The sequence below is a fragment of the Actinomarinicola tropica genome (genome assembly GCF_009650215.1).
Classification (GTDB): domain Bacteria; phylum Actinomycetota; class Acidimicrobiia; order Acidimicrobiales; family SKKL01; genus Actinomarinicola; species Actinomarinicola tropica.
Genome location: NZ_CP045851.1, coordinates 2449336 through 2470440, shown reverse-complemented (window position 1 = coordinate 2470440; position 21105 = coordinate 2449336). Strand labels below are relative to the sequence as shown.

The 21105-nt window shown below is 71.7% G+C and carries 23 protein-coding genes; 16 read left to right on the top strand and 7 right to left on the bottom strand.

Translation table 11 applies throughout. The annotated features are described in order from the left end of the window. From GH723_RS12230 to GH723_RS12200, 7 genes are all read left to right on the top strand, one after another. Positions 1–1347: a phosphomannomutase/phosphoglucomutase gene (locus tag GH723_RS12230; RefSeq protein WP_153759909.1), complete on the top strand. Its 1347-nt coding sequence runs from the start codon at positions 1–3 to the stop codon at positions 1345–1347. A gap of 43 nt (positions 1348–1390) precedes the next feature. After that, complete coding sequence (locus GH723_RS12225; protein WP_153759908.1) at positions 1391–1627, top strand: Trm112 family protein; 237 nt, start codon at positions 1391–1393, stop codon at positions 1625–1627. After that, positions 1624–2682: an SIS domain-containing protein gene (locus tag GH723_RS12220; protein ID WP_153759907.1), complete on the top strand. Its 1059-nt coding sequence runs from the start codon at positions 1624–1626 to the stop codon at positions 2680–2682. Before GH723_RS12225 ends, GH723_RS12220 begins: the two co-directional genes overlap by 4 nt. Positions 2683–2692: 10 nt before the next feature. After that, positions 2693–3568 (top strand): DMT family transporter, encoded by an 876-nt coding sequence (locus GH723_RS12215; protein ID WP_153759906.1) that lies wholly within the window; start codon positions 2693–2695, stop codon positions 3566–3568. Positions 3569–3704: 136 nt separating this feature from the next. After that, the gene (gene ahcY, locus GH723_RS12210; RefSeq protein ID WP_153759905.1) at positions 3705–5174 is read left to right on the top strand and encodes an adenosylhomocysteinase; all 1470 of its coding nucleotides are present in this window, start codon (positions 3705–3707) and stop codon (positions 5172–5174) included. A 66-nt stretch (positions 5175–5240) separates the two neighbouring features. Next, the gene (locus tag GH723_RS12205) at positions 5241–6119 is read left to right on the top strand and encodes an SDR family NAD(P)-dependent oxidoreductase (protein WP_153759904.1); all 879 of its coding nucleotides are present in this window, start codon (positions 5241–5243) and stop codon (positions 6117–6119) included. Further along, positions 6112–6921: an SDR family NAD(P)-dependent oxidoreductase gene (locus GH723_RS12200; protein ID WP_153759903.1), complete on the top strand. Its 810-nt coding sequence runs from the start codon at positions 6112–6114 to the stop codon at positions 6919–6921. Before GH723_RS12205 ends, GH723_RS12200 begins: the two co-directional genes overlap by 8 nt. 24 nt (positions 6922–6945) lie before the next feature. Here GH723_RS12200 and GH723_RS12195 read toward each other — a convergent pair whose 3' ends face one another. From GH723_RS12195 to yczE, 3 genes are all read right to left on the bottom strand, one after another. Further along, on the bottom strand, positions 6946–7995 hold the full coding sequence (locus GH723_RS12195) for a zinc-dependent alcohol dehydrogenase family protein (RefSeq protein WP_153759902.1): 1050 nt from the start codon (positions 7993–7995) through the stop codon (positions 6946–6948). Positions 7996–8154: 159 nt separating this feature from the next. Then, on the bottom strand, positions 8155–8667 hold the full coding sequence (locus GH723_RS12190) for a hypothetical protein (RefSeq protein ID WP_153759901.1): 513 nt from the start codon (positions 8665–8667) through the stop codon (positions 8155–8157). A 353-nt stretch (positions 8668–9020) separates the two neighbouring features. Further along, entirely contained in the window at positions 9021–9680 is a 660-nt protein-coding gene (yczE, locus tag GH723_RS12185) for a membrane protein YczE (RefSeq protein ID WP_153759900.1), read from the bottom strand. A 77-nt stretch (positions 9681–9757) separates the two neighbouring features. On the opposite strand from yczE, the gene GH723_RS12180 reads away from it, so the two are divergent. From GH723_RS12180 to prfB, 5 genes are all read left to right on the top strand, one after another. Continuing rightward, positions 9758–10363 (top strand): ComF family protein, encoded by a 606-nt coding sequence (locus tag GH723_RS12180; protein ID WP_153759899.1) that lies wholly within the window; start codon positions 9758–9760, stop codon positions 10361–10363. A 76-nt stretch (positions 10364–10439) separates the two neighbouring features. Further along, entirely contained in the window at positions 10440–10769 is a 330-nt protein-coding gene (gene hpf / locus GH723_RS12175) for a ribosome hibernation-promoting factor, HPF/YfiA family (RefSeq protein WP_153759898.1), read from the top strand. Between the two features lie 36 nt (positions 10770–10805). Next, a complete protein-coding gene (locus tag GH723_RS12170; protein WP_153759897.1) occupies positions 10806–11447 on the top strand; it encodes a response regulator in 642 nt (213 codons plus the stop codon). A gap of 22 nt (positions 11448–11469) precedes the next feature. Continuing rightward, a complete protein-coding gene (gene secA / locus GH723_RS12165; protein ID WP_153759896.1) occupies positions 11470–14202 on the top strand; it encodes a preprotein translocase subunit SecA in 2733 nt (910 codons plus the stop codon). Between the two features lie 3 nt (positions 14203–14205). Next, positions 14206–15324, top strand: coding sequence for a peptide chain release factor 2 (prfB, locus tag GH723_RS12160; protein ID WP_153759895.1), 1119 nt, complete (start codon positions 14206–14208; stop codon positions 15322–15324). Between the two features lie 12 nt (positions 15325–15336). Here the strand turns inward: prfB and GH723_RS12155 are convergent, their stop codons facing one another. After that, positions 15337–16302: a hypothetical protein gene (locus GH723_RS12155; RefSeq protein WP_153759894.1), complete on the bottom strand. Its 966-nt coding sequence runs from the start codon at positions 16300–16302 to the stop codon at positions 15337–15339. 152 nt (positions 16303–16454) lie between these two features. On the opposite strand from GH723_RS12155, the gene ftsE reads away from it, so the two are divergent. Genes ftsE through GH723_RS12140 form a run of 3 tightly spaced genes read left to right on the top strand, consistent with a single transcriptional unit; the run spans position 16455 to position 18714 of the window. Further along, on the top strand, positions 16455–17132 hold the full coding sequence (ftsE, locus tag GH723_RS12150) for a cell division ATP-binding protein FtsE (RefSeq protein ID WP_153759893.1): 678 nt from the start codon (positions 16455–16457) through the stop codon (positions 17130–17132). A 9-nt stretch (positions 17133–17141) separates the two neighbouring features. Further along, entirely contained in the window at positions 17142–18038 is an 897-nt protein-coding gene (locus GH723_RS12145; RefSeq protein WP_153759892.1) for a cell division protein FtsX, read from the top strand. Between the two features lie 13 nt (positions 18039–18051). After that, entirely contained in the window at positions 18052–18714 is a 663-nt protein-coding gene (locus GH723_RS12140) for a LysE family translocator (RefSeq protein WP_153759891.1), read from the top strand. Here GH723_RS12140 and GH723_RS12135 read toward each other — a convergent pair. Together GH723_RS12135 and GH723_RS12130 are read right to left on the bottom strand one after the other, a co-directional pair. After that, the gene (locus GH723_RS12135; RefSeq protein ID WP_229022809.1) at positions 18686–18988 is read right to left on the bottom strand and encodes an AzlD domain-containing protein; all 303 of its coding nucleotides are present in this window, start codon (positions 18986–18988) and stop codon (positions 18686–18688) included. The two genes, GH723_RS12140 and GH723_RS12135, sit on opposite strands and share 29 nt — an antisense overlap. Further along, positions 18985–19656, bottom strand: a complete 672-nt coding sequence (locus GH723_RS12130; RefSeq protein ID WP_153759890.1) for an AzlC family ABC transporter permease — start codon at positions 19654–19656, stop codon at positions 18985–18987. Before GH723_RS12130 ends, GH723_RS12135 begins: the two co-directional genes overlap by 4 nt. A gap of 49 nt (positions 19657–19705) precedes the next feature. Between GH723_RS12130 and GH723_RS12125 the strand changes: the two genes are divergently transcribed. Next, positions 19706–20596 (top strand): crotonase/enoyl-CoA hydratase family protein, encoded by an 891-nt coding sequence (locus GH723_RS12125; RefSeq protein ID WP_153759889.1) that lies wholly within the window; start codon positions 19706–19708, stop codon positions 20594–20596. Between the two features lie 9 nt (positions 20597–20605). Here GH723_RS12125 and GH723_RS12120 read toward each other — a convergent pair whose 3' ends face one another. Continuing rightward, positions 20606–21094: a DUF2505 domain-containing protein gene (locus GH723_RS12120; protein ID WP_153759888.1), complete on the bottom strand. Its 489-nt coding sequence runs from the start codon at positions 21092–21094 to the stop codon at positions 20606–20608. Between the last annotated feature and the right edge of the window lie 11 nt (positions 21095–21105).

The following is a 21105-nucleotide window of genomic DNA, read 5'->3' as shown; positions in this document are numbered from 1 at the left end:
ATGCGCGACCTCTCCCAGGTGGTGAAGGCCTACGACATCCGGGGCACGTACCCCGACCAGATCGACGCCCAGCTGTGCGGCGCGTTCGGTGCGGCGTTCGCCCGCCTCGTCATCGAGGGCCCGGCCCCGCGCGACCGCGTCCTCGTCGCCCGGGACATGCGCCCGTCGGGCCCCGAGCTCGTCGCGGCGTTCACCGAGGGCGTCCTCAGCCAGGGGCTCGACGTCGTCGATCTCGGCATGGCCTCGACCGACCTCATCTACTTCGCGGCCGGCGCCCTCGACGCCCCCGGAGCCATGTTCACCGCGTCGCACAACCCCGCGGAGTACAACGGCATCAAGCTGTGCCAGGCGGGGGCCGCGCCGGTCGGCCAGGACACCGGGCTCGGCCGCATCGTCGAGCTCGTCCAGGACCCGCCCGCACCCGCCGCCGAGCGCGGCTCGCGCACCGAGCACGACGTCATGGACGACTTCGTCGCCCACGTCCGCTCGTTCGTCGACACCTCGGTGCTGCGCCCGCTGAAGGTCGTCGCCGACACCGCCAACGGCATGGGCGGCCTCGTCGTCCCCCAGGCGTTCGACGGCCTGCCCTTCGACCTCGAGGTCATGTACCCCGAGCTCGACGGCAACTTCCCGAACCACCCCGCCGACCCGATCCAGATCGAGAACCTCGCCGACCTGCGGGCCCGCGTCCGGGAGGTCGGCGCCGACATCGGTCTGGCCTTCGACGGCGACGCCGATCGGGTGTTCCTCGTCGACGAGCGGGGCGAGCCGGTGTCAGGGTCCCTCACCACCGCGCTCATCGCCACAGGCGTGCTCGAGAAGGAGCCCGGCGCCAAGGTCATCCACAACCTCATCTGCTCGAAGACCGTCCCCGAGGTCGTCCGCGAGCAGGGCGGCGAGCCGATCCGCTCCCGGGTCGGGCACTCGTTCATCAAGCAGGTCATGGCCGAGACCGGCGCGGCGTTCGGCGGCGAGCACTCCGCCCACTACTACTTCCGTGACAACTGGCGGGCCGACTCCGGGCTGATCGCCAGCCTGGTCGTCCTCGAGCGCCTCAGCCTCTTCGGCGGGACGTTGTCCGAGCTGCTCGCTCCGCTCGACCGCTACGCCGCCTCCGGCGAGATCAACACGCGCGTCGACGACCCGGCCGCCGTCATCGAGCGGGTCGCCGAGGTCTACGCCGACCACCCGCAGGATCGCCTCGACGGCCTCACTGTCGACATGGGCGACTGGTGGTTCAACCTCCGCCCGTCCAACACCGAGCCCCTGCTGCGGCTCAACCTCGAGGCCGCCACCCGGGCCGAGTGCGACGCCCACGTCGCCGAGGTCCGCACCCACCTCGGCTGACCACCCGGCCCGATCCGTCCCCACCGCCCAGAAGGAACACGACATGGCACTCGACCCCGCGCTGCTGGAGATCCTCGCCTGCCCCGAGGACAAGGGTCCGCTCCTCTACTTCGCCGACGAGGACGCCCTCTACAACCCGCGCCTCAAGCGGCGCTACCGCGTCACCGACGGCATCCCGATCATGCTGCCGGAGGAGGCCGAGTCCGTCGACGACGCCGAGCACGAGCGCCTCGTCGCCAAGGCCGACGCCGACGGCGTCACGCCGACCTTCGAACCGTGAGCCAGCCGCTCGATCCCGCGACGGTCGACATCGACCACGTCGACTCCCGCGGGCTCCGCGACCACATCCTCCGGCGTCCCGACGTCCTCAGCCGGCTGCTGCTCGCGGGCGAGGAGGTCGACCGGCTGCCCCAGAAGGGCGACGTGTCGAACGTGGTCATCATCGGCATGGGCGAGGCCGCCCTCGCCGGCGACCTGATCGGCGCCGTGGCCGGGCCGTTCATGGCCGTGCCCCTCGTCGTGCACCGGGGCTACGAGCTGCCGTCGTTCGTCGGCCCCGACACCTTCGTCATCGCCCTGTCGGCGTCGGGCTCCACCGACGAGACCGTCGAGGCCACCGAAGCCGCGTACGAGGCCGGTGCCTCGCTCCTCTCGATCACCAGCCCCGACGGGCACCTCGCCGAGCTCTCCGACGCCTGGCAGACGCCGACGATCCCGCTCCCGGCCGACCTCGACCCCCGCGTCGAGCTCGTGCCGCTCGCGGTCGCGCCGCTCCTCGCCCTGGAGACGATGGGCTTCTTCCCCGGTGCCCGCGGCTGGATCGACCTCGCCGTGAGCCAGCTGGAGCGTCGCCGCGACGCGGTCCTCTCCGGTGACGACCCGGCGGCCCGCATCGCCCGCACGATCGGCCGCACCTTCCCCGTCGTCTACGGCGCAGGCCCGATCGGCGCGGTCGCGTCCCTGCGCTGGAAGCACCAGTTCAACCTCACCGCGAAGATCCCGGCGTTCTCCAACCACGTGCCCGAGCTGTGCCACAACGAGATCTCGGGTTGGGGCCAGCACGGCGACGTCACGCGGCAGGTGTTCACCCGCATCGACCTGCGCCACGACGACGAGCACCCGAACGACGCCGAGCGCTTCGACAAGGTGGCCGAGATGACCCTCGAGGTCGTCGCCGACGTCGCCCGCCTCGACGCCGAGGGCGAGGGCACGCTCGCGCAGCTCCTCGACCTCATCTTCGTGGGGGACCTCTGCGCGGTCGAGATCGCGCTCGCGGAGGGCATCGACCCCGGGCCGGTCCCCGCCGTCGAGGCGGTCCGCCTCACCGCCCGCTAGTCGCGCCGCGATGCCGGGGACGGGCGCGGCGACCGAGCCGTCGCGGCGCACCGGGCTCCTGCTCGGCGTGGGCGGGATGGTGGTGCTCTCCACCGACTCGCTCTTCGCCCGGGCCGCCGACGCCGACCGCTTCGACATCGTCTTCTGGGTCGGGCTGTGCACCGCCGCGGTCACCTCGGTCATCGGGGCGGTCCGCCATCGGGCGGGTCCGGTCGCGCTGGTGCGGCGGGGCGGCCGCCCGCTGCTCCTCGCCGCCGCGCTCCAGGCCACGACGCTGACCTGCTTCGTCGTCGCGGTGCGGACGACGGCGGTCGCCAACGTGGTCGCGATCCTCGCCGCGGCGCCGCTGGCCGCGGCGGTGCTCGCCAGGGTGCTCATCGGGGAGCGCAGCACCCGGCGCGTCTGGACGGCGGCCGCGGTGTCGGGGGTGGGGGTGCTGGTGGTCGTCGGCGGCTCGCTCGGTGCAGGGGACGTCCGTGGTGACCTGCTCGCCGTGGGCGCGATCGTCGCCTTCGGCAGCGGCGCGGTCGTCCTCCGCCGGCACCCCGAGCTCGACCGCACGACGGTGGTGGGGCTCGGCGGCGCGCTGATGGCGCTGGTCGCGTCACCTGCGGCCACGACCTCGCACGACGTCGGCACCTGGGCCGCCCTCGTCGCGATGGGCGCGGTCGTCGGCCCGACGGCGCGGGTGATGCTCGCCGCCGCGACCCGCCACCTGACGGTGGCCGAGGTGGGGCTCTTCGCCCCGCTCGAGACCGTGCTCGCCACCGTGTGGGCGTGGCTGGCGTTCGACGAGGTGCCGGCCGCCGCGACGTGGGTCGGTGCTGCCGTCGTGCTCGCTGCACTGGTCGGTGCCAACGTCCCCCTCCGGCGGGCTGCTCGCTAGACTCGTCGAGGCCCTTTCCGGGGCCGGGCTGCACGGAGTGGGTCAGTGGACCTCAGCCCAGGCCGGAAGATCCCGTTCGGCGCGCCTCGGGCCGCCGGCACACCCGACCTCAGCCACCTCCCACCACGGAGCCCACATGACCCTCACCGACCTCACCCCCGACACCGCCGGCGCGCTCGAGTTCAAGGTCGCCGACCTGTCCCTCGCCGACTTCGGCCGCAAGGAGATCCGCCTCGCCGAGCACGAGATGCCCGGCCTCATGGCCCTCCGCGCCGAGTACTACGACGAGCAGCCCCTTGCCGGCGCCCGGATCGCCGGCTCGCTGCACATGACGATCCAGACGGCGGTGCTCATCGAGACCCTCGTCGCGCTCGGCGCCGAGGTGCGCTGGGCGTCCTGCAACATCTTCTCGACCCAGGACCACGCCGCCGCGGCGGTCGTCGTCGGCCCGGAGGGCAGCGTCGACGCGCCGAAGGGCGTCCCGGTGTTCGCCTGGAAGGGCGAGACGCTCGAGGAGTACTGGTGGTGCACCGAGCGCATCCTGCGCTGGCCCGACGGCGGCGGCCCGAACATGATCCTCGACGATGGCGGCGACGCCACCCTCCTCGTGCACAAGGGCGTCGAGTTCGAGAAGGCCGGCGAGGTCCCCGACCCGTCGACCGCCGACTCCGAGGAGTTCGAGGTCGTCCTCGGTCTGCTCACCCGCACCCTGGCCGAGGACGGCCAGCTGTGGCACCGCACCGCCGAGGCCGTCCAGGGCGTCACCGAGGAGACCACCACCGGCGTCCACCGCCTCTACCAGATGCAGGAGGGCGGCAAGCTCCTCTTCCCGGCCATCAACGTCAACGACTCGGTCACCAAGTCGAAGTTCGACAACCTCTACGGCTGCCGCCACTCGCTCGTCGACGGCATCAACCGGGCCACCGACGTCATGATCGGCGGCAAGACGGCCGTCGTGCTCGGCTACGGCGACGTCGGCAAGGGCTGCGCCCAGGCGCTCCGCGGCCAGGGTGCCCGGGTCATCGTCACCGAGATCGACCCGATCTGCGCGCTGCAGGCGGCGATGGAGGGCTACCAGGTCACCACCCTCGAAGACGTCGTCGACACCGCCGACATCTTCATCTCCGCCACTGGCAACAAGGACATCATCACCGCCGAGCACATGGGCCGGATGAAGCACCAGGCCATCGTCGGCAACATCGGCCACTTCGACAACGAGATCGACATGGCCGGCCTCAACCGCATGTCCGACGTGCAGCGCATCAACATCAAGCCGCAGGTCGACGAGTACGTGTTCCCCGACGGCCACTCGGTCATCGTCCTCGCCGAGGGGCGCCTGCTGAACCTCGGCTGCGCCACCGGCCACCCGAGCTTCGTGATGTCGAACAGCTTCTCGAACCAGGTCATCGCCCAGATCGAGCTGTTCAACCACCAGGACTTCTACGAGCGCCGCGTGTACACCCTGCCCCGGCACCTCGACGAGAAGGTCGCCCGGGCCCACCTCGACGCGCTCGGCGTGAAGCTCACCACGCTCACCGAGGACCAGGCCGACTACCTCGGCATCCCCGCCGACGGCCCCTACAAGCCGGACCACTACAAGTACTGAGCGGTTCCGTCCCGGCACTTCGCCCCGGGCTGCTCTAGCCTCCGCCCCGACACCAAGGGGGACAGGTTGGAGCAGCTCGAGGGCAAGGTGGCGGTCATCACCGGCGGAGCGAGCGGGATGGGCCTGGCGTTCGCGCGCCGGTTCGCCCGCGACGGCATGCGGCTCGTGCTCGCCGACGTCGAGGTACCCGCGCTCGACGCCGCGGTCGCGGAGTTCGAAGGCGAGGGCGTCGAGGTGATCGGCGTGGCCACCGACGTGTCCGACGCCGAGGCGATGGACCGGTTGGCCGACGCGGCGTTCGACCGCTTCGGCACCGTGCACGTCGTCTGCAACAACGCCGGGGTGAGCGGCTCCTCCGCTCCGGTGCACGAGCTCACCACCGCGGAGTGGGCGTGGGTTCTCGGCGTGAACCTGTGGGGCGTCATCCACGGCCACCGCGTCTTCCAGCCCCGCCTCGTCGAGCAGGGCGAGGGACACATCGTCAACACCGCGTCGATGGCCGGGCACACGGCCTTCAACGGCCTGGCGCCGTACCACGCCACCAAGCACGCCGTCGTGGCGCTGAGCGAGGTCGCCTACCACGAGCTGGCCGCGGCCGGATCGCCCGTCGGCATCAGCGTCCTGTGCCCCGGGTTCGTCAACACCCGCATCGCCGAGTCCGACCGCAACAAGCCCGAGGAGCTGACCCGCCCGCTCGTGCCGACCGACGGCGAGGGCGCGGTCGACGAGGAGGAGGTCCGGGCGATGATCCGCGACTTCTTCGCCATGCAGCAGCCGCCCGAGCAGGTGGCCGAGCTGGTGCGCGACGCTGTCGTCGAGCAGCGCTTCTACGTGTTCACCGACGACGTCTGGACCTCGGCGATCGCCGAGCGCCACGAGGACATCGTCACCGCCCGCAACCCCCGCCCGCGGGGATCGATGTTCGAGGAGTCCATGCGTGGATGAGCTGAGCGGCAAGGTCGCCGTCGTCACCGGTGGGGCCAGCGGGATCGGCCGGGCCATGGTCGACCGCTTCGCCACCGAGGGGATGCGCATCGCGGTCGGCGACATCGAGGAGGCAGCCCTCGTCGAGACCGTCGAGGAGCTGCGCGGCAAGGGCGTCGACGCGATCGGCGTGGTCGTCGACGTGTCCGACCCCGACTCGATGGCTGCGCTGGCCGACGAGGTGCGCGAGGTGTTCGGCGGCTGGGACGTCGTCTGCCTCAACGCCGGCGTCGGCGCCGGAGGACCGATCTGGGAGCTGGGGCTCACCGACTGGCAGTGGGTCCTCGACGTCAACCTGTGGGGCGTCGTCCACGGCCTGCGCTCGTTCGTGCCCGCCATGGTCGAGCGCGGCGACGGACACGTCGTCATCACCGCGTCGCTGGCCGGGCTGCTCGCCGGGCCGAACATGGGGCCGTACAACGCATCGAAGTTCGCCGCCGTGGCCATCGGCGAGACCCTGGCGGCCGACCTCGAGGCGGCAGGCTCCGCCGTCGGCGTGTCGATCCTGTGCCCAGCGTGGGTGAGCACCCGGATCTACGAGTCGTCGCGCAACCGTCCCGACCACCTGAGGGGCGAGGCCGACGAGCGGGCCGCCGTCGGCCGGGAGGACGCGGCAGCCTTCTTCGCCGCCGCCATGCCGCCCGACGAGGTGGCCGAGCGCGTGATCACCGCCGTGCGCGAGGGGACGCTGCACATCCTCACCCATGAGGGCACCGACGAGCTGGTGCGCGCCCGCACCGCCCGCATCCTCGGCGACCTCTGACCCGCCGAGGAGCGGGCGACCGGGTCAGCGGCCGGCGCCGGAGAGGACGACCTTGAGGGCGCCGGTCTCCCCGGCGCGACCGAAGACGTCGTAGGCGTCCATCAGCTCGTCGAGCGCGAAGTGGTGCGTCGCGAACTGCGCCGCGTCCAGCTGCCCGCTGGCGACGAGGCGCAGGAGCGTGGGCGTGCTGTAGGTGTCCACGAGACCGGTCGTGACGGTGACGGTCCGGATCCAGAGGTCCTCGAGGTGCAGCGTCGCCGGCGCTCCGTGGACGCCGATGTTCGCCACACGACCGCCGGGACGGATGAGCTCGGTGCACAGCTCGAACGTCTCGGGCACGCCGACCGCCTCGATGGCGACGTCGGCGCCCAGCCCTCCGGTCAGGTCGCCGATCACCTCCTTCGGGTCCCGGTCGCCGTTGTTGACCGTCGCCGTCGCGCCGAACTGCTCCGCCGCCGTGAGGCGGCTGTCGGCGAGGTCGACCGCCACGATCGAGCTGGGGGAGTAGAGGCGGGCGGCCATGATCGACGCGAGCCCGATCGGCCCGGCGCCCACGACCGCCACGACGTCGCCCGGCTGCACCTGCCCGTTGACGATGCCGACCTCGTAGCCGGTGGGCAGGATGTCCGAGAGCACGAGGACCTGCTCGTCCGAGACGCCCTCCGGCACCCGGTAGGTGGAGGTGTCGGCGAAGGGCACGCGGACCCGTTCGGCCTGGGTGCCGTCGATGAGGTGGCCGAGGATCCACCCTCCGCCTCCGATGCACTGCCCGTACCGGGCCTCCCGGCAGAAGCGGCAGCGGCCGCACGCCGAGATGCACGACACGAGGACGCGGTCACCCGGCCGCACGGTCGTGACCGCATCGCCGACCGACTCGATCGTGCCGACCGCCTCGTGGCCGAGGATGCGCCCGTCGGTCACCGCTGGCACGTCCCCCTTCAGGATGTGCAGATCCGTGCCGCAGATCGTGGTGGTGTCGACGCGGACGATCGCATCGGTCGCGTCCACGAGCGCCGGATCGGGCACCTCCTCCCATCGCTTGTCGCCGGGTCCGTGGTACACGAGAGCCTTCATCGCCGATCCTCCTGTCGATGGTCCCGCCCGCGCTGACGGATCCCCCGCGGGACACGGAGACACAGATCCGGTGGTCCGACCAGGGCCGTAGGACACGAGGACGTCGGGACCCATGCGAGCCGTCACGCCGTTGCGGTCCGACGGCGGGGGAGAACCCCCTCAGACGGCGTCGTCGGCGAGCGCGATCCGGAAGCCGCCGTCGCGGGGCTGCACCTGGATGCCGATGGCGTCCCGGTAGCCGGTCAGGATCTCGTCACCGGCGCCGGCCTCCCGCGCGACGTTCCAGTCCGCGCCGAGTTCGGACTCGTAGTGGGCGAGGATCTCCGCGGGCGCGACGTCGGTGGCGTACTGGACCGTCGTGGTGCCGCCGGATCCGCTGCCGCTGCAGAGCGTGCTGCCGGCGGGCGGCTCGGGCCAGTCGGCCGGCAGCGTGTCGAGCACCGCCGGGTCGGCCGGTTCGATGATGCCGATGAAGGTCGCACACTCCTTGGGGACCCCATCGCCGACCGGAGCGTCCGTCGGGGCCTCGCCGCCGGCCGGTGCCACCCCGGGATCCGGCGTCGCGACGTCGTCGTCACCGCCGCAGGCCGCCGGCAGGAGGGCGAGGATCGCCGCGGCGCCGAGGACCCCCAGGCGGTGGGATCGGCGGGTGGGCAGGTGGGTGCGGGACATGGGTCTCCTCCAGGTACGGCCCGACGGCGTCGGGTGGAGGCCACATCGTCGGGGACGGCCTCGGTGTCCGGCGAGGGTGGCACCAGGCGTCCGCGGGGGGTGCTGGCACCACCACTCGGGGCCGAGGGTGCGGGGCCTCGGACGACCCATGCCTGACACCCCAACTCTCGTCACCCCGCTCCCCCCCCAAAGTGGTTGGGCGCGGTTGGCGTCAGATGCGCCGGATGTCGCGCCCGACGGGGGTGGTTGGGCGCGGTTGGCGTCAGGTGCGCCGGATGTCGCGCCCAACCGTCAGGCGGCGCGGTCGGACCGGGCCGAGGGGTCGGGCAGCGCCGAGGGGGTCCGAGCCGGGGTCAGACGAGGTCGGGCGCGTCGGACGGGTCGGGCGTCGGGCGGTCGACGGCGAGGCGGGGGAGGAAGAACTGCACGTTCGGCCCGATCGTGAGCGCGAACAGGACCGTGCCGATGCCGGCGGTGCCGCCGAGCAGGATGCCGAGGGCCAGGGCCGTCAGCTCGATGCCGGTGCGCACGAGGCGCACCGACGGCCCGCGCCGTGCGATGCCGGTCATGAGGCCGTCCCGCGGTCCCGGGCCGAGGCCGGCGCCGATGTAGAAGCCCGAGCCGGGGCCGAAGAGGAACACACCCACCAGCAAGAAGGCGATCCGCAGCGGCATGGCCTCGGGCTCGGGGAGCCAGAGCAGGACGAGGTCGATCGTGAGGCCGATCACCACGATGTTGGCGATCGTGCCGATCCCGGGGCGCTCGCGGATCCACATCCAGCTCAGCAGCACGACCGCGCCGACGAGGATGGCCGTGGTCCCGACCGGGATACCGGTGAGCTCGCTCACGCCCTGGTGGAGGACGTCCCACGGCCCGAGTCCGAGGTCGGCGTTCACGGTCAGCGCGATGCCGAACCCGCACAGGACCAACCCGAGCAGCAGGGGTGGGAGGCGGCGGACCAGCTCGTGGCGCGGCGGGACGAACGCCGGGGTCGGGGGAGGGGCGACGGACACGGCGGCAGGCTACCGACGCGCCGCCGGCGGCTCCGCAGTGGTTAGCCGATGTCACACCCCCTCCGCACGATGGGTCCATGCTGCTCGCCACCCTCTGCCCGATCTGCCGGCGGCCCGACGGCGCGCCATGCCCCGAGTGCGTCGAGCTGCTCGAGCCGTCACCGCCCGTGCCCTGCCCCGACGGCCTCGTCGCCGTCCACGCCGCTCTGCGCTACGAGGGGGCGGCGCGGCTCCTCGTCGCCGGCGTCAAGTACCGCGACGCGCGGGCTGCCGTGGGCTGGCTGGCCGACGCCATGGTGGCGGCGCTGCCGGCCGACGGCGACATCGAGGTCGTCACCTGGGCGCCCACCACCCGCGGGCGGCGTCGGCGCCGGGGGTTCGACCACTCCGAGCTTCTCGCCCGGGCCGTCGCCCGGCGCATCCGTCGCCCGTCGATGCTGCTCCTGCGGCGGCGGGACGGCCCGGCCCAGACGGGCCGCGCGGCCGCCGAGCGGCAGCAGGGCGTCGAGTTCTGCGGCGATCGACGGGCGGCCGGTCGAGCGGTCCTGCTCGTCGACGACGTGGTCACCACGGGCGCCACGTTGGGTGCCGCCGGACGGGCGCTGGGTGAGGCCGGGGCGCGCCAGGTCACGGGTCTCGTCGCCGGTGCCACACCTCCGCCTTCCGGTCCGCCGTCGTCGTGACCTTCGGCCATGTCCGCGGTTCGAGCCCCTCCGTACGATTCCACCAGAGGCGTCGAGGACGCCCAGGAAAGGGGCCATGGTGCAGATCACGCTCAGCGTCCAGCACTCCGACATGCCGCTCGGCCTCGACGACGCCGTCGCCGCGACGATCGGCCGGCTCGATCGCTTCGATCCCCGGCTCGTCCACGCCGACGTGCACCTGTCGGTCGAGCACAACCCGCGGATCTCCGACCGCGTGGGGTGCGAGGTCGTGCTGAGCGGTGGCGGCGAGCTGGTCGTCGCCCGAGCCTCCGGTCCCGACGTGCCGGCAGCGGTGGCGCGCACGGTGCTCAAGCTGGAGCGGCGCCTCGAGCGTCTGCGCACCGAGCGGGAGCGTCGCCGCCGCCATCACGTGGCGACGGGCTGACCCGACGGCGGACGCCGGGGCGGTAGCCTCCCGCCGATGACCGGCCACGAGGAGGACCGCCTCCGGATCCTCGTCTGCGACGACCACGCCCTGTTCCGCCGTGCGGTCGTCACCGCCCTCGAGGACGCCGGCCTCGACGTCGTCGCCGAGGCCGACACGGGCCGCACGGCGGTCGAGCAGGCCCTCGAGCACGCGCCCGACGTGGTCGTCATGGACCTGCGCATGCCCGACGGCGACGGCGCGTCGGCGACCGAGGAGATCACGACCCGGCGCCCCTGGACCCGCATCCTCGTCCTCACCGTCTCCGACGACCTCGACGAGATCTCGGGGGCGATCTGCGCCGGTGCGATCGGCCACCTCCGCAAGGAGGAGGCCATGCAGGTCCTGCCCGACGTGATCGCCGACGTCATGGCCGGCGGCGTCCACCTCGGGCGGGCGCTCCTGCGTCGCATCGGCCACGAGCTCGGCCGCCTCACCGACCCGTACGCCGCGGCCGCCAACCCGGCGGCGTGGCGGCCGACCGAGGCGCACCTGCGGCTCGTCGGGGCGCTGGCCGACGGCGCGTCGCTCGAGGAGGCCGCCGCCAGCGCCGGGATCCCGGCCGAGGCGGCGCGCACCGAGCTGCGGGCGGCGATCGAGGGGCTGCACCGGTCCCTGCGCTCGGGCTCGGCCGCCTGACGTCGGTACACTCGACTCCCTCATGGGAATCCTCGACAAGGTCCTCCGCGCCGGCGAGGGCAAGAAGCTCAAGGCCATCGGCGGGTTGGTCGCTCCGATCAACGACCTCGAGCCCGAGCTCGAGGCGCTGTCCGACGACGAGCTCCGTGGCAAGACCACCGAGTTCCGGACCCGCCTCGACAACGGCGAGACGCTCGACGACCTGCTCATCGAGGCCTTCGCCGTCACCCGCGAGGCCGCCCGACGCGTCATCGGCCAGCGCCACTTCGACGTCCAGCTGATGGGCGGCGCCGCCCTGCACTTCGGTTGGGTGGCGGAGATGAAGACCGGTGAGGGCAAGACGCTCGTCTCGACCCTGCCGGCCTACCTGAACGCGCTGTCCGGCAAGGGCGTCCACATCGTCACGGTCAACGACTACCTGGCCACCTTCCAGTCGGAGTGGATGGGTCGCATCCACCGCTGGCTCGGCCTCGAGGTCGGCCTGGTCGTCCCGGGTGAGCGCGACACCGCGCACAAGCGCGCCCAGTACGCCTGCGACATCACCTACGGCACCAACAACGAGCTCGGCTTCGACTACCTCCGCGACAACATGGCCATGTCGCTCGAGCGTCGGGTGCAGCGCGGGCACAACTACGTGATCGTGGACGAGGTCGACTCGATCCTCATCGACGAGGCCCGCACGCCGCTCATCATCTCCGGCCGCCTCGCCGACGCCGCGCAGCTCTACTACAAGTTCGCCGCCATCGTCCGCGGGCTCGTGCGTGACGAGGACTACGAGGTCGACGAGGAGAAGCGCAACGTCTCCCCGCTCGAGTCCGGCATCGAGAAGGTCGAGAACGCTCTCGGCGTCGAGAACCTCTACGACGAGGTGTCGACGAACCTCGTCCACCAGCTCGGCGCGGCCCTGAAGGCCAAGGAGCTCTACAAGAAGGACAAGGACTACATCCTCCAGAGCGGCGAGGTGAAGATCGTCGACGAGTTCACCGGCCGCATCCTCGAGGGGCGCCGCTGGTCGGAGGGCCTCCACCAGGCGGTCGAGGCGAAGGAGGGCGTGAAGATCAAGGAGGAGAACCAGACCCTCGCGACGATCACGCTCCAGAACTACTTCCGCCTCTACGACAAGATCGCCGGCATGACCGGTACGGCCGAGACCGAGGCCGCCGAGCTCATGAGCACCTACGGCCTCAACGTGGTGCCGATCCCGACCAACAAGCCGATGATCCGCGAGGACCACGGCGACCTCATCTACAAGACCCAGGCCGCCAAGTTCGACGCCCTGGTCGAGGACATCGCCGAGCGCCACCAGGCGGGCCAGCCGGTCCTGGCCGGCACCGCCTCGGTCGCCCACTCCGAGACGCTGTCGAAGCTGCTCGAGCGGCGCGGCATCTCCCACGAGGTCCTCAACGCCAAGCAGCACTTCCGGGAGGCCGAGATCGTCGCCCAGGCCGGTCGGCTGCACGCGGTCACCGTCGCCACCAACATGGCCGGTCGAGGCGTCGACATCCTGCTCGGCGGCAACCCGGAGCTCATGGCCGTCCGTGACGTCAAGGCCGACGGGATCGACCCCGAGTCCGAGGAGGGCGCGGCCGAGGTCGCCACGCGGACGGAGGTCTACACGTCGCAGTGCGAGCGGGAGGGCGAGAAGGTCAAGGCGCTCGGTGGCCTCTACGTCTGCGGCACCGAGCGCCACGAGTCCCGCCGCATCGACAACCAGCTCCGTGGTCGTGCCGGACGCCAGGGCGACCCGGGCGAGAGCCGCTTCTACCTGTCCCTCGAGGACGACCTCATGCGCCTCTTCGCGACCGGCGCCATGAACTGGGTGATGGGCAAGGCCCTGCCCGACGACGTGCCGATCGAGGCGAAGATGGTCACCAAGGCCATCGAGCGGGCGCAGAACACCGTCGAGCAGCGCAACGCCGAGATCCGCAAGAACGTCCTCAAGTACGACGAGGTCATGAACGAGCAGCGCAAGGTGATCTACCAGCGCCGCGACCAGATCCTGAACGGCGCCGACCTGCGCGCCGAGGCGTTCGAGTACCTCGCCGAGGCCGTCGACGGCGTGATCACCACGTTCTGCGTCTCCGACTTCACCGAGGAGTGGGACCTCGACGGCCTGCTCACCGAGATCACCACCTACTGGCCGACCGAGCTCACCGTCGACGACCTCCGCCAGGCCACGAGCACCGACGAGCTCTACGACGTGCTCATGGCCGAGGCCACCAGCTACTACGAGCTGCGCGAGGCCACCCTCGGCGAGGAGGTCATGCGCCAGGTCGAGCGCCAGGTGATGCTGCGCATCATCGACCAGCGCTGGCGGGAGCACCTCCAGGAGATGGACTACCTGCAGGGCGGCATCAACCTGCGGGCCATGGGTCAGAAGGACCCGCTCATGGAGTGGCAGCGCGAGGGCTTCGAGATGTTCGGCCAGATGATGACCGCCATCGCCCAGGACTTCGTGAAGTACGTCATGCACGTCGAGGTGGCCGTGAAGTCGTCGACGCCGGCCGAGGAGCCGAAGATGCGCGACGTGCAGTACTCGGCTCCCGACGATCAGCCGCCGTCGATCGCGAACGCCGGCGCGGCGTCCACAGGCGGCGCCACGCTCATGGGCGGCGACGGCGCCGGCGACGCACCGGCGGCGAACGAGCCGCCGCAGAACACGCCGGTGGTGAAGTCCGACTGGGACAAGACCCCGCGCAACGCCCCGTGCCCCTGCGGGAGCGGCAAGAAGTTCAAGCTGTGCCACGGTCGGTGAGCCGTGCGTGACGCCACCGACGACCTGAAGGCGCTGCGTCAGCGCCTCGCCGAGGCCGAGCACTACCTGAAGGTGGGGGAGCTGCGCGCTCGCCAGCCCCAGCTCGAGACCGAGGCGTCGCGCCCCGACCTGTGGGACGACCAGGAACGTGCCCGCAAGGTCACGTCCGAGCTCACCCAGGTGAACGACGACCTCGGTCTCTACGACGACCTCACCCGCGCGGTGGACGACGCCGAGACCCTCCACGAGATGGCTCGTGAGGAGGGCGACGACTCGCTCGAGCCCGAGATCGACGAGGCGATCGACGACCTGCGGCGGCGGTTCGAGGAGCTCGAGCTGCGCTCGCTGTTCTCCGGCGAGCACGACGAGGCCGACGCGATCTGCGAGGTCCACTCCGGCGCGGGCGGCACCGACTCCCAGGACTGGGCCGAGATGCTGCTGCGCATGTACCTGCGGTGGGCGGAGAAGCAGGGCTTCGACGTCGAGCTCGACGAGGTCTCCGCCGGCCAGGAGGCCGGCATCATGTCGGCGACGTTCATCGTCAAGGGCCGCTACGCCTACGGGTTGCTGCAGGGTGAGCGGGGCGTGCACCGCCTGGTGCGGATCTCGCCGTTCGACTCCCAGGCGCGGCGGCACACCGCGTTCGCGTCGGTGGCGGTCTACCCGTTCGACGAGGGGGCCGACGACGTGCAGGTCGACATCGACGAGAAGGACCTGCGCATCGACACGTACCGCTCGTCGGGGGCCGGCGGCCAGCACGTCAACGTCACCGACTCCGCCGTCCGCATCACCCACATCCCGACGGGCATCGTCACCTCGTGCCAGAACGAGCGCAGCCAGCGGCAGAACAAGGAGCGGGCCATGCAGGTCCTTGCCGCCAAGCTGGCCGAGCTGGAGCGGGAGAAGAAGGCCGCCGAGCTGGCCGAGATCGCCGGTGAGCAGCGCGAGGTCGGCTGGGGCAGCCAGATCCGGTCCTACGTGCTGCAGCCGTACCAGATGGTGAAGGACCTGCGGACCGACTTCGAGGTCGGCAACCCCTCGGCGGTGCTCGACGGCGACGTCGGCCCGTTCATGGAGAGCTACCTGCGCTGGCGCCGCGCCGAGGACGAGCAGACGGACTGAGCCGCTGCTCGGTCAGCCGTCCGCATTGTCGAGCATGGCGTCCATCAGCCGAATGGTCTGCTCGTGACCCGAGCCGGGCTCCATGGCTCCGCAGCCCGCCCAGAGGACGGTGTCGCCTCTGAGAGCGACGAGCTCGTCGACGTAGGGACCTGATCCCGGCGGTTGCACGCTCAGCCAGCCCAACGCGAGCACCCGCACGCCGACCACGCCGTCCCGCCCCGGCAGCTCGAAGCTGTCGATCGCGTCGGGAAGGTAGTCAGCGAGCAGCTCTGCCGCCCACGCGGGGGCTCCTCCCTCGCCGAACCGGTACGCGCCGGTCGAGCAGCCGCCGTGCTCGTGGTGCTGCCAGCTGCGTCCCCAGCTGTCCGTGGCCCCGTCGGGTGGTGTGCCCCGCTCGTCGTAGACGACCTCGTGGTCAGCCAGTTGCACATCGGGCATCAGGTCGCGCGGACCGACCGATGTCGGACCGAGGTCGCCGAGCGCCGGCCGGGCCTCACCGTGGAGCCGCTCAGCCGCCTCGGGGTTCGACCCGCACAGTCGGCGGCCTCCGTCCTCGGTCACCACGTGGACGAGCAGTCGTCCCTCGTCGCTGTCGTCGTTGGCGATCGTCATCGCGTAGGCCGCAGGGTCGCCGCCCTCCATCGGCGGGTAGAACCCCGTGTCCACGGGCTCGATGGACACCACCACCGTGGGACCACGCTCCTCCACCAGGCGCCGTGCCTGGGAGGCGATCGACTCGAGCGTCTGCTCGTCCTCGGCCCGCACGGGCGTGCACCGCATCTCGTCGGCGGTGTCCAGATCGCCTCGGTTGACCGCGTCGACGTAGCTCCTCAGCAGATCGGCGTCGCCGGTCTGCGCATCGGCCGCCGCTGGCGGGGCCTCCGTCGTGGTCGTCGGCGACGCCCGGTCGCGATCGGCCGAGCACCCACCGAGGACGGCGATCACCGCCACGACCGCCGCACCCGTCCGGACCCGCACCCGCGCAGTCTGCCATGCCGTCTGTGGCACCCGGCACCGACGGGGTGCCGCGATCCGCGCTCACCCGGCAGGTAACCTGATCGCAACATTGCGTCGGTCCGCGCGACGACGCACGCGCACCGCACCCGTCCCCCACCGGAGCTCCACGCACCGTGATCAAGCTCGAGAACGTCACCAAGACCTACAAGGGTGACGTCGTCGCGCTCCGCAAGGCGAGCGCCGACATCAACAAGGGCGAGTTCGTCTTCCTGGTCGGCGCCTCGGGCTCCGGCAAGTCGACGTTCATCCGGCTCCTCAACAAGGAGGAGGTCCCGGAGGAGGGCCACATCTACGTGGCCGGCAAGGACATCGGGCAGCTCTCGTCGTGGAAGGTCCCGTACCTGCGCCGCAACATCGGCTGCGTGTTCCAGGACTTCAAGCTGCTGATGAACAAGACGGTGGCCGAGAACGTGGCCTTCGCCCTCGAGGTGATCGGCCGTCCTCGCCACGTGGTGCGCACCCAGGTCCCGGCGATTCTCGAGCTCGTCGGCCTGAAGAACAAGATGGGTCGCTACCCCCACGAGCTCTCGGGTGGTGAGCAGCAGCGCGTGTCGATCGCCCGGGCGTTCGTCAACCGGCCGCTGATCCTCCTCGCCGACGAGCCGACGGGCAACCTCGACCCCACCACCTCGGTCGGCATCATGCGCCTGCTCGACCGGATCAACCGCACGGGCACCACCGTGGTCATGGCCACCCACGACCGCGGCATCGTCGACACGATGCGCCGTCGGGTGATCGAGCTCGACCGCGGCAACATCGTCCGTGACCAGTCCCGCGGCGTCTACGAGTAGGGCATCCCAGTGGCCAAGGTCGACTACATCGCCCGGGAGACCGGGCACAACCTCCTCCGCAACATCAGCCTCACGCTGGCCTCGATGGTCACCGTGGCGGTGTCGCTGTCCCTCGTCGGGTCGGCGCTGCTGCTCCGCCAGGGCGTCCAGAACGCCACGGCACGCTGGGAGGGCGGCATCGAGTTCATCGTCTTCGTCAACGCCGACGCCTCGGGCGAGCAGATCCAGGCGCTGAACGAGGCGCTGAGCGAGAGCCCGGCGATCGAGAGCCACACCTACGTCGACCAGGAGGCGGCGTACGACGAGTTCCGCGAGATGTTCTCCCGGACCCCGGAGATGATCGAGGCCGTCGAGCCCGACATCCTGCCGTCGTCGTTCCGCGTCGTCCCGACCAACCCCGACGCCGCGGCGATCCGCGCGGTGGGCGAGCAGTTCGACGACCAACCGGGCGTGTTCCGCGTCGTGTTCGCCTTCGACACCGTCCAACAGGTGCAGCGGCTGTCGCGCGTGCTGTCGATCGGCATCCTCTTCGTCGCCGGCGTGCTGCTCCTCGCCGCGGGCCTGCTCATCCTGAACACGATCCGCATGGCGATGTTCGCCCGCCGACGCGAGATCGAGGTGATGAAGCTCGTCGGCGCGACGAACTGGTTCATCCGGGTCCCGTTCATGCTCGAGGGGTTGATACAGGGCATCGTCGGGGCCGCGGTGGCGGTCGGATCCGTCGTCGTGCTCAACAACTTCTTCGAGAGCCGACTCTCGGGTTCGGGGGACAGCTTCGCCATCCTCCAGGGCTTCGCGGTCAGCTCCGGCGAGGTGTTCGGCACGAGCCTGTTCGTGCTCGGCGTCGGGATCTTCGTCGGCGTCATCGGCTCGGGAATCGCGGTCAGCCGCTACCTCGACGTCTGACAGGCTGCGGGGCATGCCGAGCCTCGCCACCCTCGTCGTCTTCTCCGGTGCGGCGCTGCTCCTGCTCGTCGTTCCCGGGCCGGCTGTGCTCTACGTCGTCGCCCGGAGCGTCGGCGAGGGAACGCGCGCGGGCCTCGTCTCGGTGGCGGGCATCCACGTCGCGACGACGGTGCACGTCGCGGCGGCGGCCGTCGGGCTGTCGGCGGTGCTCGTCGCCTCATCGACAGCCTTCACGGCGGTGAAGCTCGCCGGTGCGGCCTACCTGGTCGTCCTCGGCATCCGCATCCTCCGCACCCCCGACCCGGCCGAGGTGGCGCTCCAGGAGGCGCCTCGCGCCACGCGGTCGCTGCGGCGCACGTTCGTCGACGGCTTCGTCGTCAACCTCCTGAACCCGAAGACAGCGGTCTTCTTCCTCGCCTTCGTGCCGCAGTTCGTCGACCCGGACCGGGGCGGGGCACCGCTGCAGATCGCGGTGCTCGGCGTCTGGTTCATGGTGCTCGGGCTCGTGTCCGACGGCGCCTACGCCGTGGGCGGCGCCTGGATCGGCGAACGGATCCGACGCACGGCCCTGCTGCAGCGGCGCACCCGGGTCGCCACGGGCGCCACCTACATCGGACTCGGTGCGCTCATGGCCATGACCGCCACCGTCAGGACAGCGCCCGCACCCCGGCCGTGACCGCCGCGGCCACGACGAGGACGACGACGAACGGTGCCTTGCGCCACGCGGCGTAGCCCCCGGCGAGCACGCCGGCGAGCCGGGCGTCGACGACGAGCTGCTCGCCCGTCGCGACCGTCTGCACGACGATGAGCGCGCCGAGGAGCGCTGGCGGGAGGAGGCGCAGCGCCTCGAGCACCTTGGGGGAGGGCGGCCGGGCGTCGAACGCGAACAGGCCGATGGCCTTGAACGCGTAGGCCCCGACGGCCATCACACCGACGGTCCACCAGCTCACCGTCGGCCTCGCAGGACCAGCGCCACCACCGCGCCGAGGGAGGCGAGCACGATCGGCGCGCCCGCCGGTACGAGGGGGACGGCGACGAGGGCGATGGCCGCGCCGGCCGCCGCCGCGACACGTCCGTCGCGGGAGCGGACGTGCGGTGCGGCGAGCACGATGAACCCGGCGGGGAACGCGGCGTCGAGCCCCCACGCCGCGGGATCGCCGAGGGCCGTGCCGCCGAGGGCCCCGGCGAGCGTGCCGAGGTTCCAGAACGCGAAGACCGACAGACCCGCCACCCAGAACGCCCGCTCGGCGTGCTCGGGGTCCTCCTGGCCGAGGGCCATCGCCGTCGACTCGTCGATGACGAGGTGCGCGGCGCCGAGCCGCCGGAGGAGCCGGCCCTGAAGGGTGCGGTGGAGGGCGAGGCCGTAGATGCCGTTGCGCGACGCGAGGAGGAGCGCCGACGCGAGCGCGGAGACGGGCGAGCCGCCGGCGCCGACGACACCGACGAGCGCGAACTGCGAGGCCCCTGTGAACACCAGCAGCGACATCACGCACGCCTGGGCCACCGGGAGCCCGGCGGTGGTGGCGAGGACCCCGAACGTCACGCCGAAGAGCCCGACGGCGGCACCCAGGACGATGCCGTCGCGGACGTAGGAGGGACGGGGGGAGGACGTGCTCATGGAAGAGTGTGAGGAACGTTCGCACAACGACGCCGGGGGAGACCAACCGATGCCGGACCAGCCGTCCTACGAGCAGATCGCCTACGAGGTCGAGGACGCCGTCCTCACGATCACCCTCGACCGCCCCGATCGCCTGAACGCGTTCACCTCCCGGATGATGTTCGAGCTGATCGACGCCTTCGACCGCGCCGATGCCGACGACGACGTGCGAGCGATCATCGTGACCGGCCGGGGACGCGGGTTCTGCGCCGGTGCGGACCTGGAGGCGGGTGGTGACACGTTCGACGCGTCGAAGCGAGGCGCCGGCGACACCGGCGACCGCGAGCAGGACCTCGACCGGCTGCGAGACGGTGGCGGGCGGGTGGCCCTGCGCATCTACGAGTCGCTGAAGCCGGTCATCGCCGCGATCAACGGACCCGCCGTCGGCGTGGGCGCGACGATGACGCTGCCGATGGACATCCGCCTGGCGGGGGAGAGCGCCCGGATGGGGTTCGTCTTCTCGCGGCGGGGGATCACGATGGAGGCGTGCTCGTCGTGGTTCCTCCCGCGCGTCGTGGGTGTGAGCCAGGCGGCGGAGTGGGTGTTCTCCGGGCGGGTGTTCCCCGCGCAGGAGGCGCTCGACGGGGGCCTCGTCCGCTCGGTGCATCCCGATGCGGAGCTCCTGGACGTCGCTCGCGGCCTGGCGCGCGAGATCGCCGACAACACCTCGGCGATGTCGGTGGCGCTCAACCGCCAGATGATGTGGCGGATGCTCGGTGCGGACCACCCGATGGAGGCCCACAAGGTGGACTCGCGGGCCATCCGCTACATGGGCGCGTCGAGCGACGTGCGCGAGGGCGTCGAGTCGTTCCTCGAGAAGCGGGCGCCACGGTTCACGATGCGTCCGAGCGCTGACATGCCGGAGTGGTACCCGTGGTGGGAGGAGCGCCCGTTCGAGTGACGGGATGGTTCAGCGGCCGAGCCAGCGGGCGAGCAGCTGGGCCTCGACGTCGATGCGTCGACGGATCGCGGGGGCGAGGGCGCGCTCGGCCTTCCCCCCGACGAGCGGGACGCGCACGGACAGCTCGCCGCGCAGCGTGCGCCGCGTGCCGTCGGGGTGCTCCGAGACGACGATCTCGGCCCGGCAGGTGAGCAGCGATCCGTGGTGCTCCGGGGTGATCTCGAGCTCCCCGGGCACACCGGGCCGGTCGAGGCGGTAGGTCTGGATCCAGCTGGGCGACGACGAGCCGAGGACCTTGGCGGCGATCGGGTCGAGCGACCCGCCGTAGACCATGCGGACCGAGAGCCAACGTCGCGCTGCCTCCTGACCGGACCCGATCACCTCGACGTCGCTCACGTCCGGGAGGGCGACGAGCTGCTCGGCGAACCCGGGGTCGACCATGGCGTCGACCACCTCGTGCGGCGGTGCCTCGAAGGTGTGGTCGGCCTCCAGCTCCATCGGACCTGCCT